This is a genomic window from Salinigranum marinum, from assembly GCF_024228675.1.
GTDB lineage: Archaea > Halobacteriota > Halobacteria > Halobacteriales > Haloferacaceae > Salinigranum > Salinigranum marinum.
On the sequence record NZ_CP100461.1, the window covers coordinates 82069 to 96033 of the forward strand.

Sequence of the window (13965 nt, forward strand, 5' to 3'; positions counted from 1 at the left end):
CTTCGCCTCCGCTGTCAGGGCTCATTGTACCAGACGTCGACGTGTGCATCGTTCGGCGTCGGTCCGTACGACTTCCCGGCGATGTCGAGCCGACCGTCGTCGTTCAGGTCAATCACCTTCGCCTCGTGCGTCGCAACACCGTGAGCGACGACCATCTCCTCGAAGTTTCCTTGACCGTCGTTCCTGAAGAGGTAGTGTTCCGGATCTTCGTTGCCACTGATCCCCATCTCGGCGACGTAGACGTCGAGCGAACCGGATCCTGTGAAGTCACCCACCTGGAGCGAGTGGGGGTTCATGAGCCCGTCGTGAAGGAACGTTCCACTCCAGCCGTCCCCGTCACGGTCAAACCAGGCGACCCGTCCCAGCCGGGAGCCGAGTGCCGGCGAGTCGCCCTCCGAATAGACGAGCTCCAGTTCCCCATCGCCGTCTAAATCGCCGACCGCAACCCGGTTGTCGTCCCAATCCGTCGCTACCGACTCACGCATCCACTGTTCGTCGAACGAATCGGGCTGGTGATAGATCTGTGTCCCCGCGAGGATCTCTGTCCGTCCGTCGCCGTCGACGTCGACGATCTCGAGACCTTCGACACGGATGTCGTCGTCGACGATATGAAGCCCCGACTCGGGCCACGGCTCTCTCCGGGGGTCGTCGGGAACGTCGTAATAAAACACCGTCTCGCTCTCCTGTGACAGTCCGACCAACTCGGCCTCGCCGTCGTCGTCGACATCGCCGAACGCCACGTCGTGGTACTTTTCGAACGTCCCCGTGAGGTGGTGTGTCGTCCACTCGTCGCGCGGATCGGCTGGTTGCTCGAACCAGTAGACGTTGTGATCGTTGATTCCCTCGCCGGAGATCAGGTCGAGGCGTCCGTCCCCGGTGACGTCGTGTAACGTCCCGGCAACGTCGAGTTTGAGCGTGGAATCCGACGAAATCGTGTGCCGCTCCCACCCAGGGTTCTCGTACCAGAAGAGTTTGGTCTGCGTCTCGTGAACGGGACGGACTTGCCGCTCAACGAGCGATCGAAGCCGCTTGAGGAGCGGGTCACCTCGCGTGATCGGCTCTCGGCCGAACGGACCGTGTCCTCCGACGATGATGTCCGGACGTCCGTTGCCAGTGAGATCGGTCGGTAGACAGAATCCGAGATGGTCACACGGTGGATCTGAGTCGACTCGTTCGTGGCGAAAGTGCATTCACCGACTCTTGTTCCAACTAACAGATAATAATTGATGTATGCCATCCGACGATATCGATATCTCAGCACGCTCCTGTCGACCCACGGCTTCGGGTGCGTTCGTCCATTGTGATCCGACAGTTAGCCGCTCTCTTCATAACGAGGTCGCGGCGTCTATGCGAGCGTGTTTGAACTTCGACAACCACACCGCCTCGAGAGTATCGTCTGAAGATCACGTGTCACTAATATAGCTGCCGAGGGAGAACTCAAGCAGTGATGAAACGATGGACGCCGATCGATCGGTGGTGGATCGCTTGTGCGCTCCCCCTAGCCACGAGTCCACCTCGATCCGAAGACGATGGACCGGCCGGCGTCGTCGAAGTCACGGCCGGGCCTCTTGACCACCGACCGAGCCCAACTGACCGACCGGCTTCTCGGTCCGCGCACACGAGACGTCCTCATGCTCCCTGATCCGATGCGAACACACAATACAGACACAGACGATACGGCCTCGCTCGACTCGTTCTCACGACACGCCGTCGACGGACCACTCACGAGGGCGAAATTAACACTGTGTACGATATCGAACCTCCGCCGCCAACAGCTGCTCGGCGTTATCGAACGGAAGGCAAGACACGCGGTCGTCCCGCGGCTGCCGGTCGACTTCGACCAGTGGTACACGCGGCGAGTTCCCGATCCCCTGCGGGTGTCGCTCAGTCCACTACAGGCGGCCACCGACGCGCTCAGCCGGTGTCTCCTGCCTCGAACGAAACAGTCGCACCGGTCGGATCTCAACGCGTTCGATGAGGGGACGTTGGCGTTCATCGGCGAAACGGTGGAACTCGACGCCGACCGAACGATCGAGTGGGAGAACAGCCAGCTCTCCGATGTTCCGCTGCTTTGGTGGCTGAAGTTCCAATCGCTCGAAGTGCTGGACTGGTTCTTGTTCGGCGAGGGAGCCCCGGCTCGGAGCGCGGAGTTCGTTTCGGAGGTACTCGATCCGTGGCTGCGAACGATGGTGTCGAGAACGACCATCGGGTCGTCCGAATACCTCCGACGTGACTGGATCCCGCACGCGGTTTCCCTGCGGATCATGCGACTCTGTCGGTACTGTGCGTGGCTCGCCGCCAACGACATGCTGGCCACTCGCGGGTTTATTTTAGCGTTCACGTACAAGAACGCGCTCTTCCTTCGAAACCACATCGAACACGACGTCGGGGGCAATCACCTCGTAGAGAACGCAGTCGCGCTACTTATGGCTGGGCTCGTTTTCGACGATTCAGCCGAGTGGGTGGAGACCGGAGAGCAGTTACTCGTCGAATCCGCGGAGACGCAGTTCCTCGCTGACGGTGGTCATTTCGAGCGGAGCCCCATGTACCACGTCATGGTTCTCACGAGGTACCTGACGGCAGTTGATCTGCTGGATGGGTACGAACGACCAGTTCCCACACGACTTCGAACGACGGCTCGGGAGGCCACTGTGTTTCTCAGAGACCTCACACCGCCCGATGGACGGATTCCGCTGTTGAACGACTCCGTCTTCGACGAAATGCTGGCCATCCCCGAGGTGCTCGATTATGCGGACTTCTTGGGGATCCAGAGTGACGACAGTGGCTCCGAACTCGGTGCATCAGGGTACTACTGGCTCGGGGAAGGCGCTGATCGAATGCTCGTCGACGGAGGGGCGGTCGGACCCCCACACCTTCCCGGCCACTCCCACGTAGACCTCTTGAGCGTCATGTTGTGGCTCGACGGTCAGCGGGTGCTCACCGATACCGGCGTTTACCAGTACGTGGCTGACAGACGACGGGTGTACGCGAGAAGCGTTCAGGCACACAACTCCGTTCGAGTCGGCAACTCGGGGCCGATCGAGGTCGGCGGCCAGTATCTCATGGGTTCCCGTGTCGACCCCGAGGTCGTCTCGTATCGCAACGATGACAACGGGGAGTTCGTCGGACGCTACCGAACGAAGCGTCTCTTTTCACCTGGATACCAACATACGCGCAGCATCACCACTGATCGACACACCTGGGCTGTGACGGACTCCATCTCGGGAGAGCCAAATCAACCGATCACGTCACGCCTCCATTTTCACCCGGATACGACCGTCGAACCGCAGGGTGAGAACGACTTCAGTATCCTCCGTCAGTCCGGGTCGCTACTGGGACACCTCACCGTCGACACGCATATTGAGGCGGAGCTGCTCCGCACGCCGTACTTCCCTCGATTTGGTGAACAGCGTGGACGAGACACGGTCGAACTCGGGTACCGAGTCGGGAGAAACGGGTTCTCAATCTCGCTCCCGGAGTGAGTCCGGAGGAACTGGCTCGACGTGGTGATCGACGATGCCGAAGAGGTGGGGTATGGAACGCTCGTCACGAACTGCGAAGGTCGGGCTAGGGCGACTAGCCGCATGGACGGGGCCTGACCCGGCGTGTGTCGACTCACACAGCCGGATTCTAATAAACAAGAACTATAACTCTGCTGAGAGCAATCTCGTGTGTAATGAAAGCAGTCGTCTTGGCGGCAGGCGAGGGAACGCGTCTCCGGCCGCTGACCGAGGACAAACCGAAGGGCATGGTCGAAGTGGACGGCAAACCGATCCTCACGCACTGTTTCGAGCGACTCGCGGAACTAGACGCCACGGAGTTCGTGGTCGTCGTCGGCTACATGAAAGAGGAGATCATCAGTCACTACGGGGACGAGTTCGAGGGGATACCCATCACGTACGCCCACCAGCGCGAACAGAAGGGGCTCGCCCACGCGCTCCTCTGCGTGGAAGAACACATCGACGACGACTTCATGCTCATCTTGGGCGACAACATTTTTGCTGCGAACCTCGACGACGTGGTTCGCCGCCAGCAGGAAGACCGCGCCGACGCCGCGTTCCTCGTCGAGGAGGTTCCGTGGGAGGAGGCCTCGCGGTACGGTGTCTGTGTGACGAACGACTACGGTGAGATCACCGACGTCGTCGAGAAACCGGAGGATCCTCCGTCGAACCTCGTGATGACCGGCTTCTACACGTTTACACCGGCGATCTTCCACGCCTGTGAGTTGGTCCAACCGTCCAACCGCGGGGAACTGGAGATCAGCGAGGCGATCCACCTGTTGCTCCAGAGCGGTCGGACGATCGACGCCATCGGAATCGAGGGGTGGCGAATCGACGTTGGCTACCCCGAAGACCGTGACGAAGCGGAGCGGCGACTTCAAGAGGCGTAGGCACACGACTCGGCCCGCCCGACACGTTCTCTCCTACGCCGCTCCGACAGCGGGATCTCACTGATCCGATCCGGTACACCGCGTCGTTGAACCCGAGCACCCCGAGACGTCGTGGGTCAATCCTCGGTGACCGATTCCACGAGGGGAGTCGTGGGGGCCGTTAGAGCGTCTTGGTTTCGGTTTCGATCCGGTTGCTCGTGTCGTTGACAAGCAGACGGATCTCGTCGACGCCGCCGCGGACTCGGTGTGAGTGGGTGCCGCTGGCACGGCCATCGGAGACCTCTGTCGTCTCTGCAGAGACGGCCGCGCCGCCGGCCAGAAGCAGGGTGACGACCTGGTCGAGGTCCCCACCCGCGTCGGCTACGGTCCAGTCAACATCGTACCGGTTCCAGCTCGGGTTCCCTCTGTCAGTCACGGCGAACTGTTCGATGGTGGGATCATTTGCCGTGATCACACTCACGGTGCTGTTCGCCGTGTTGCCTGCACTGTCTGTCACGCGGGCCTCGAGACTGTGCGCACCGTCAGCGACCGTGGTCGAGTCCCAGGTGGCCTGATAGTAGCCGGAGCTCGAACTGTACTCCGTCGCCGTCCAATCGCCGCCGTCCACGCGGTAATCGACGGCGAGAGAGCCGGCGGCGTCTTCGCGGTCACTCGCATCGAGTCGGAGCGCGACGGTCTCGCTCACCTTCGTATCAGCGCTGGGTGTCTCCCACGAGAGGCTGGGCGCAGTGTCGCGGTCGGCGAACGGCGCGGACCTGCCATCGGTCGCAACGCTGAAATAGTCCCACTGTTGTGTGTCGGTCGACCAACCACCAACGCCGACCCATCCGGCGTCCGGGATGCTCGTGTCTTTCACTTCGAGGTTCCACTCAGTCGGCTCGTCGTCACTGTAGGGCCAGTAACGAGCTCGAATTCGGTCTCCCTCGACGTTGAACCGAACGAACAACCACTCGTCGAGAGGGCTGTCGATGTTTTCAGCTGCGAGGAGTTCGGATCCTCCGCTGTCGTACTTTGCGACCTCGAACGTGAACGGATCACGGAACGTCGTGAAATAGGCCGTCTCGTTGCCGCTCGTTCCCGTCCCGCGGCCGTACAACCGACACCATGAGGACGACGAATCGTCGTTTCTCGGGACCCGGACTAGTCCGAGGACGTCGACGTCTTTCGCCGTTCCGACGCTGTTCCACGACAGCCCGTGGCGCCCTGCAGATTCGGCTGCGAGTTCCAGAACCGCATCGTCGTCGTTGGACGACATCGCGGTTGCCGACCAGTCGGTCTGGCTCGACGCCCACTGAGGCGTCCACGCGTCGAAGATCGACGGCACGGTGTTACCCGGTCCGCTGACGTCCGATATCGGAACGTCCGGTGATGCGCCGCCGACACCGACACCGAGATAATCGAACTGCTGGCTGTCCGACGGGAAGCCACCGACGCCGACCCATCCGCCAGCCGCGATGTCGGAATCCGTCGTCTGTATGTGCCAGTCGTCGGGCTCAGAGTCGCCGTACCTCCAGTGTTTCAATCCGACGGTCTCCTCCTCCACCCGAAACCTCGTCCAGTACCACGTGTCGGGCTCGGGAATGCTAGATGTCTCGACAGTGGTCGAAGAGCCGTCTTGGTACTGATGAACGGCAAACCCACTGTCATCGTTTAATGCGGCGAAGTACGCGGTTTCCTCGTCCGTCCCGCGCACGTACGACCGACACCAGTCGGAGAGATCGTCGGAGTTAGTCGGGACACGGACCAGTGCCAGTACCTCCACATCCGTGGCTTCTCCAACGTCATCCCACGAGAGGGCGTGTCGTCCCGCCGAACTCGGTGCCAACTCCAAGACCCTACCGCCGAAGTTCGACTCCGCCGAAGAGAGTATCCAGTCGTCGGCACTGCTCGCCCACTTCGGCGTGAAACTGTCGAGAGAGGTGTCCGCGAAATCCGTAGTGAATACCGCTGGCTCGCGGCCGGAAGACGGTTCCGTAGCTTCGGGGGAGTCACTACCGACCTCACTCCGACTCGGGACGACCGGCTCGTACGGGTCGGCACCGACCTCTTGGGTCTGGACGGAGATACCACCCGTGTCACCGAGGTCGCCGCTGTTGTCATCTCGGCGAAGCGTTCCGATACTCCCGTCGGAATCAGGAGTTGCAAACACGTCCCCGTCCGTCCCGTGGACGGAGAGCCGATCGATGTCAACGGATTTCATGGCGGTCGTTTCGTCCTGCACTGCGGCGGCGTCTCTCAGGCGACAGGCGTTGTGTATCGCGATGAGATCGCCCTTCACCGAGACGGGGGTGTCGCGGAACTTGATGGCGGTAAAATCGTAATCGTGTCCTTCGACGTTGTTCAGGGTTACTGTCGGCTCGACGTCACCCCGCTCGGTGATCCGGTTGATGAGGTGCCGGCCGTGGAATGGGTCGCCGTTCGAGTCGGTCAACCCGTCGCCTCCGACGTTCTCCTCGAGGAACTCCGTTTTCGCCTTGTGATAGACGTTCGTGATATCGAGCTCGCCGCCGGCGGAGAGTTTGACCAACCCGGTGCCGGTTCCTTCGGCGTAACAGTTCGCTAGTTTCGCGGTCCCGTCATTGTATCGCCAATTGAACGCGAAACTCGCGATGTTCAGGAACTCACAGTCCTTCGCGATGATCGTTTTGCCGCTCGGGCAGTGGGTTTCGATGGCGTGTCCGGAGGCCCCGTCTTTACGTGACTGAATACCACACTCACGAAAGGTACAGCGATCGAACGTGCACTCTTCTTCGCGGAGTCGAGTCGCCGACGAGTACCACTCGCTCCAGAGGACGTTCGTGAACGTCCACGTACCCCCCGTGATGTCGTCCGACTGGAGATCAATCGCTCGACTCGACCGTCCCGCATCCACGAGATTACCGAGTTGGTAGGCGTTCCCGTGTAGTTCGATGTCGCTTATTCTCACGGACCCATGCCCGGCCCCACCGTCGCGGTCGTAGAACATCAGGGTGTGGGACTGGCTATCCGGCATATGTTCGGTGAGCGCCAGTCGCGACTTCGTCGGACCTGCGCCAGCGATCGAAATCCCGCGCGGCTCTCGCGGCCCAAACAGGAGTAACTCGTATCCGTCTGTTCCTACATAAAACTCTCCTTCTGGGACGTACACTACCCCCCCGGTGCCAGCAGCGTTGGCCGCGTCACGAACTGCCATGAGGTTCCGTTCCGCCGTGGCGAGATCCGGATCCTCCGGATTCGGTTCCGCACCGTAGTCGGTGATCCGTTCGATACTTAACGTCATTGAACCCACTCGGAGAAGTCCGTCGTGTGGATGCTGCCGCCGCTGTCGCTCCCGGCTGCGACGCCGGCCATGCCGGTTCCCAGCGTCGCCACAGCGACCGAACTCAATTTGACAAATTCACGTCTATTTACTGACTGTTTTTTCGCTCTCTCGCTATTCTCGTCCGGCATACTCTACCGGTTGGAGATATCATACTTAAAGTTGAACTCCCAAAACTTAGTTATGATATTACACGCGTGCGTTCAAATTGGGGCTAGAAGCACGTATACAATGCGATTGGAGCGTGTATCTGGCCACTCGACGAATAATAATATCAAATCCGATTTTGATAATAGGATATTTCAAGAGAAAACCTGTTCGTACCTTAAAACAGAAATTCTGTATTTTATTAATATAATATTCTGATACTATTTCTGTGTGTATGACATCTTTAATATAGTCTGGACTTCAATCGATACCGGATATTCGTCCCCGGCGAGAAGCGCGTGGTAACCGAACGAGCCCGAGTTCGTCACTGATCGGAGCGTGGCCTCGAAGTGCGTAGTAGATATACCTTCTCGTGTATTTGAAGCAGACATCAATGATACGTCCCGATGAGGTGGCGGCGTCACCTTCGACCGGCGAACTCCGTGTCTTGGTGTATACTCCAGGAATTCGGGGGTATTTCGTACAGGACTCGGCGGAGTACGTCGGGGGCCGTGAACAACAGTACAGCCTGCTCGTGCCCCGTCTCCAGCAGCGGCCGGGACTCGACGTTCACGCGATCGTCTACGACGTACCAGAGACGAAGACTGATGTCACATACCACGAGATCCGCCATCCATCCGCCAGACCCGTCTCTCATCTGTCGTTCCTCCGTGACGTCCAGCGTATCTGGCAAGCAGTTGATCCGGATATCGTACTGCAGAGCGGCGCGCAGGCGAGTACCTACGTGTTAGGGGGATTCTGTGCGTTCTACGGCACCCCGTTCGTCTTTCACTGGGCGAGTGATGCGGATCAACACGGTCGGAAAGTACCCCCGAGTTACCTCGGTCCGCGGTTGTATCGGCTCTCACGTGCCGCCGCGACGCTGAACATCGTCCAGACGACCAAGCAACGCGAGGTCGTCAATGGACGCTCCGAGCTGATCCCGAACATACTCGACGAGCGCCGCGAGTGGAAACAGGCATCCGGGAACGACGTGCTGTGGCTCGGCTCGATCCGTGACAAAAAGCATCCGGAGCGGTTCGTGCAGCTGGCCAGCGAGTTGCCGAGCAGGGAGTTCAAGATGGCCGGTGGGTTCCGCGGCTCGGACCAGTTCGAGACGCGACTCAGCCGTCTCATCGCGGAGACACCGAACCTCACACACGTCGGATCGGTGCCACGCGAAGAAGTCCCGGAGTATCTGGCAACCGGTCGGTGCCTCGTAAACACGAGCGACGTGGAGGGGTTTTCCAATACGTTCTTGGAGGCCGCTGCCGCGGGGCTGCCGATCGTTTCCTTCTCGCACGACCCTAACGACCTGATCGAACAGCACGACGCAGGCATCGTGGTCGAGAAGACATCGCTGAGTCTGGCCGAAGCGGTGGAACGGGTCTTCGATGAGACTGCGTGGGAACGGTATCGCAAAGGATGTGGTGAGATCGCACAGCGCCACGAAGCCGATGCCATCGTCGACTCGTTCCACACGGTACTGCTCGAAACCGCAAACCGCGGTCGCGGTGGTCCGAACACCGAGTAGGTCTCACACTCTCCCCTCGGTGAACAAGACGAACGCCTCCGGGCTCGATCCGAAGCACGGTTACCGAATCGGTGATTGTACTGCGGTCCAGACAGTCCCAGTTGCTAGATTCTGGTGAACGGTCCGACGGTACTGCGCATGGCTATTCCCCGACGCTGACGCGCGAAGCGCTTCTCCTCGTGATTCTGTACGTACCGACTGATTTTAGTTGGACAAAGCTGATACGTTGAGCAATGGGAACTCGGCCAATCGTTGGAATCGGTCCCCTCTCTCCTCCGATCACGGGACCTGGTCTCAAAAACAAGTATATAAAACAGGGACTCGAGAATGCGGGTATCCCCGTAACGTGGGTCAACACGCTGAACCGATCCCCGGCGACGGTTGTGGACCTCGTCCGTCAGTACAGAACTGCTGACCGATTCCTGGTGAGCGCGTCGACGAAGGTCCGATTCGGGACTGCGCCACTGCTGGCTCGGCGACTGTCATCGCCCGATGTTGACGGGATCTTGCTGCCGGCAGGCGGTGCGTTCGCGACGGAACTCCAAGACCTACCTGCATGGCTTCGTCGCAGGTATCTCGGCTGGTTCTGCCAGTTCGACTGCATCCTGCCACAGTCGGACGAACTCGTCGACGAACTTTCGGATCTGTTCGAGGGTGGCGTCTGTCTTTCGACGCTTCCGAACCTCCGACCTGTACCCGACGATCCGCCGAACTTCGAGCCGTTCGTTGGAACAGAGAGGCCGCTCCGAATCGCGTACGTCGGGCGGATCAAAGAGACGAAAGGGCTCCACTACCTGCTGGACGCAGTCACACAGGTGAACGGGTCCTCGGATCGGGTCGAGTTAGACGTGTTCGGGCACTTCCTCGACGGTGACGACTACAAACCTCGGTTCCTGAGACAGTGCGAGAGTACACCGAACGCCTCTTTCCGTGGGAAATTAGACAACGAACAAGTCATTCCCCAACTACGAGAGTACGATGTTTTTGCCTTCCCAACCTACTATCCTGGGGAGGGGTTTCCGGGTGTGTTGGTCGAGGCCTTCGCGGCCGGATGCGCGATCTTGGCGACAGACTGGAACTACAATAGCGAACTGATCACCGACGGGACCGAGGGCTTGCTGTGTCAACCGGAGAGTGTAACTGACCTACAGGACAAGATCGAACTATTGCTTGACGAACCCGAGCGCGTCGAACAATACAGACGAAACTCTTGGCAGAAGGCGCAGAACTACAGCGTCACGTCGGTCACCAACGAACTACTGAGTCATCTTCAAGCGGACCACTGAGTCCGCCGTTACGCCAGGTGACCGCAGGATGTTCCGCTGGTGGATCGACGACTGGTTCGGCTGGTGATAAATAACTCCCTGTGACCGGTCTCCGGACGCAGTGGGGCCTCTCTGCTCAACTGTCGAATGAGCAGCCGACCTCATCTCGCGAGACGACCGCTGGACGGAACGCCTCAGCGTCCACGTTGTCCGTCTCGATTTCGACATCTCCGACTGTTCCGAGTCCGGCATTACCACGGCGGTTGAGCGTCTCGATCGCCCCATTCGAGTTCGGTACCTCGAACACGTCTCCCCTCGCGTCGTGAACTGAAAGGCGCTTGATATCGATGTTCCGTATCGCGCTACCCGTCCAGGCGTAGTCCCGGAACACCGCGTTGTCACCCTCCTCCTCGTTGTACGGACCCGACGCTCGATGCAGTGCGATCATGTCCCCATGTAGTTCGATCGGTGCTTGCCGTATCTTGAACGCTTCGTGCGTGCAGTCGTGGAACTCGACGTTCTCTAGCACCACCGTCGGGACTCGCTCCCCTCGTTCGAACAGCTTGTTTATGAAATGCCGTCCGTGGAACGGAACTTCGCCATCCGGGGTCGAGATATGCTCTGTAAGCCACTCGGTGTGTGCCTCCAAGTACGAATTTCGGATCTCGAGGCGGTTCCCGGTGGAGAGTTTGACGATCCCCGTCCCGGTTCCGCTGACGTGGCAGTCCTCCATGACGATCGCGCCGTCGTTGTACCGCCAATTCACGGCGAAACTCCCGATGCGTCTGAAAGAACAGCGTCTGATGGTAAGCTCGTCACCGTACTTGACGTACGTCTCCACGGCGTGGCCTGACCCTCCGTGATCCTTTCCCCCGATCCCGATCTCCTCGAACGTGCAGCGATCGATCGACGCGTTGAATTCCCGCAGTCGGAGTGCGGTAGTGTATATACCACGAAAGAACACGTTGTTGAAGCTGATGCTTCCGGTTCCGTTCATCTCGAACGCTCGGCTTGCCCGCTCGGCCTCGATCAGGTTGCCGAGGTTCTCGTAGTTCCCGTCGATGGCGATGTCCCGTATCTCTATCTCACCGTGTGAGACGTTTCTGTACTTGAACAGGACGTGGGACTCGTCTCCGTTGTCGAGATGTTCGGTGAGCGCTAACGTGGACTTACTTGGGCCATCGCCGACTATCGAGATACCGGCGGGCTCGTTCTCGCCGAATCCTACGTTGCTCGTTCGATCTTCCTGACCGAAAAAATAGGTTCCCGGAGGAACGTAGATCGTTCCGCCCTCCCCAGCGGCGGTGGCGGCTGCTCGAAGCGCCTTCGTGTTCCGTACCGCTGATTCTAGGTTGGGATCTTCCGGGTTCGGTTCCGCACCGTAGTCTTTGATGTTCTCGGCCCCCGTGGGGGGCGCTTCGGTAGTCGATGTTTCGGTCTCTTCCGGTGTCTCGGTGGGGTCAGACGGCTGGCCACGGGCGGGTGGTGACTGCCCCAGTAGCCGGTAACCGACACCCATAACTAGTGCAGTCGCTGTACCGCCCGCGATCAGAAGTCTCCGCCGACTGAACTTCCCACCCATTGGTGTACGTCTCGTGTAATTCACTCGATAATGTTAAGATACCGGTGTCGATCCCCAAGAGGTGTACATCGGGCCCGTTAACTACCCGCCATGAACGCTTGCGGCCACGTCAGACTCCCTTCGATCGGATCGACCAGATTACACGGATAGTGCCGTCGATCAGCGGGCTCGCCGTCCCATCCCGGGTACCAACTCTCCTTTCGATGGAACCAAGCGACGGCCTTCATACCGCTGAGCACTCATTAGGAGGGGCCAGATCAGGTCCTATCCGGCTTTTTTAATGTCCCGTTCCGGGTGGTTTTGATAGTCCAACGTATTATCAGAGTCACGTCTCTCACACGGGTGACCTCGGTGCCTCGCGACCTATGGCTCGTCTCGAAGTTCGATCATTCGGGAGTATAATAACTACAAGACACTATCTGACGAACGATGACTCTCTACGTTGTCGGACTCGGGTATATCGGACTCCCAACGGCGCTCCTCGCCGCGCGCGACCGGCGAGTCGTCGGCGTCGACATCGACACACGAAAGGTGGAGACGCTCAACGACGGTGCCCTCCCGTTTGAGGAACCCGGACTCGGCGACCTGTTCGAGGAGACACGAGACAACTTCTCCGCTCGAACCTCGCTCCCGGACACGGCCCCGGCATCCGAGGGGGGAGATACGTATCTGATCGCGACACCGACGCCACTCGAGGAACAGACGCGCGTCGCCGACCTCCGTCACGTGCGGGCCGCGGTCGAGGACGTCGCCTCAGTCCTGCGTCCCGGCGACACGGTCGTGCTCGAATCGACAGTCCCCCCGGGTACCTCGGCACGACTCGTCGGGCCGTTGCTCCAAGAATCCGGACTCGAATCCGACGAGTTCGGCTACGCGTACTGTCCGGAACGAGCGATCCCCGGGAACACGCTCTACGAGATGACGCACAACGACAGAGTAGTCGGCACGGAGAACCCGATGTCGACGGACACCGTCTTCGACCTCTACAGTTTCGTTGAGGGAGAGATCAGGGTGACCGACCCGACGACGGCCGAGTTCGTCAAACTCGCGGAGAACACCCACCGAGACGTTAACATCGCGATCGCCAACGAGTTCGCGACGCTGGCGGAACAGTACGGCATCGACGGGCGAAGAGCCATCGAGTTGGCTAACCAGCACCCCCGGGTCGACATCCTGAACCCCGGCCCCGGCGTCGGAGGGCACTGTCTCCCGATCGATCCGAACTTCCTCACACAGCAATCGACTCAGGCGCGGCTGATCGTGGCCGCTCGTGACATCAACGACTCGATGACGAGCCACTCGCTGGGGCTGGTCCGAGGACTGGTCAGCGAGGTCACCCGGCCCCGAATCACGGTCCTCGGGGTGGCGTACAAGGGCAACGTCGACGACACGCGTCGAACACCAGCCCATCGGTTCTGTCTCCTCGCCGAGAACGAGGGATACGACATCCGGCTCCACGACCCACACGCCGAGGAGTTCAGCCGCCCGCTCAGTGAGTTCGACCAAGCAGTCGCGGGGAGCGACTGTCTCGTGATCCTCACAGACCACGACGAGTATCTGACGCTCGACCCGGACTCTCTCGTGTCGCGTATGAGGCACGCGAACATCGTCGACACGCGGGGGCTCATCGACGACTCACGGTGGGATGAGTCAGGGTTCAGCGTCCACGTTCTCGGTGACGGTAGTCGGCCGTCGACTGATCGACCGAACCGCACGTAGTGGCGCGCGCAGCCCTCACCGATCCGAACA

At 59.9% G+C, this 13965-nt stretch carries 9 protein-coding genes; 5 read left to right on the top strand and 4 right to left on the bottom strand.

From position 1 onward, the window contains the following. Positions 1-14 precede the first annotated feature (14 nt). Positions 15-1190 (bottom strand): FG-GAP repeat domain-containing protein, encoded by a 1176-nt coding sequence (locus NKJ07_RS00395; RefSeq protein WP_318568639.1) that lies wholly within the window; start codon positions 1188-1190, stop codon positions 15-17. A gap of 441 nt (positions 1191-1631) precedes the next feature. On the opposite strand from NKJ07_RS00395, the gene NKJ07_RS00400 reads away from it, so the two are divergent. Together NKJ07_RS00400 and aglF are read left to right on the top strand one after the other, a co-directional pair. Continuing rightward, complete coding sequence (locus NKJ07_RS00400) at positions 1632-3482, top strand: heparinase II/III family protein (RefSeq protein ID WP_318568640.1); 1851 nt, start codon at positions 1632-1634, stop codon at positions 3480-3482. 194 nt (positions 3483-3676) lie between these two features. Then, on the top strand, positions 3677-4390 hold the full coding sequence (aglF, locus tag NKJ07_RS00405; protein ID WP_318568641.1) for a UTP--glucose-1-phosphate uridylyltransferase AglF: 714 nt from the start codon (positions 3677-3679) through the stop codon (positions 4388-4390). A gap of 160 nt (positions 4391-4550) precedes the next feature. Here aglF and NKJ07_RS00410 read toward each other — a convergent pair whose 3' ends face one another. Further along, entirely contained in the window at positions 4551-7355 is a 2805-nt protein-coding gene (locus NKJ07_RS00410; protein WP_318568642.1) for an Ig-like domain-containing protein, read from the bottom strand. 290 nt (positions 7356-7645) lie between these two features. Further along, positions 7646-7819 carry a twin-arginine translocation signal domain-containing protein gene (locus NKJ07_RS00415; RefSeq protein ID WP_318568643.1) on the bottom strand — a complete coding sequence of 58 codons (174 nt, stop codon included), beginning with the start codon at positions 7817-7819 and terminating at the stop codon, positions 7646-7648. A 410-nt stretch (positions 7820-8229) separates the two neighbouring features. Between NKJ07_RS00415 and NKJ07_RS00420 the strand changes: the two genes are divergently transcribed. Together NKJ07_RS00420 and NKJ07_RS00425 are read left to right on the top strand one after the other, a co-directional pair. After that, entirely contained in the window at positions 8230-9369 is a 1140-nt protein-coding gene (locus tag NKJ07_RS00420) for a glycosyltransferase family 4 protein (RefSeq protein ID WP_318568644.1), read from the top strand. A gap of 233 nt (positions 9370-9602) precedes the next feature. After that, positions 9603-10655: a glycosyltransferase family 4 protein gene (locus NKJ07_RS00425; RefSeq protein ID WP_318568645.1), complete on the top strand. Its 1053-nt coding sequence runs from the start codon at positions 9603-9605 to the stop codon at positions 10653-10655. Positions 10656-10770: 115 nt separating this feature from the next. Here the strand turns inward: NKJ07_RS00425 and NKJ07_RS00430 are convergent, their stop codons facing one another. After that, on the bottom strand, positions 10771-12216 hold the full coding sequence (locus NKJ07_RS00430; RefSeq protein WP_318568646.1) for a right-handed parallel beta-helix repeat-containing protein: 1446 nt from the start codon (positions 12214-12216) through the stop codon (positions 10771-10773). Between the two features lie 429 nt (positions 12217-12645). Here NKJ07_RS00430 and NKJ07_RS00435 point away from each other — a divergent pair, with 429 nt between their 5' ends. Continuing rightward, the gene (locus NKJ07_RS00435; protein ID WP_318568647.1) at positions 12646-13935 is read left to right on the top strand and encodes a nucleotide sugar dehydrogenase; all 1290 of its coding nucleotides are present in this window, start codon (positions 12646-12648) and stop codon (positions 13933-13935) included. Positions 13936-13965: the final 30 nt, after the last annotated feature.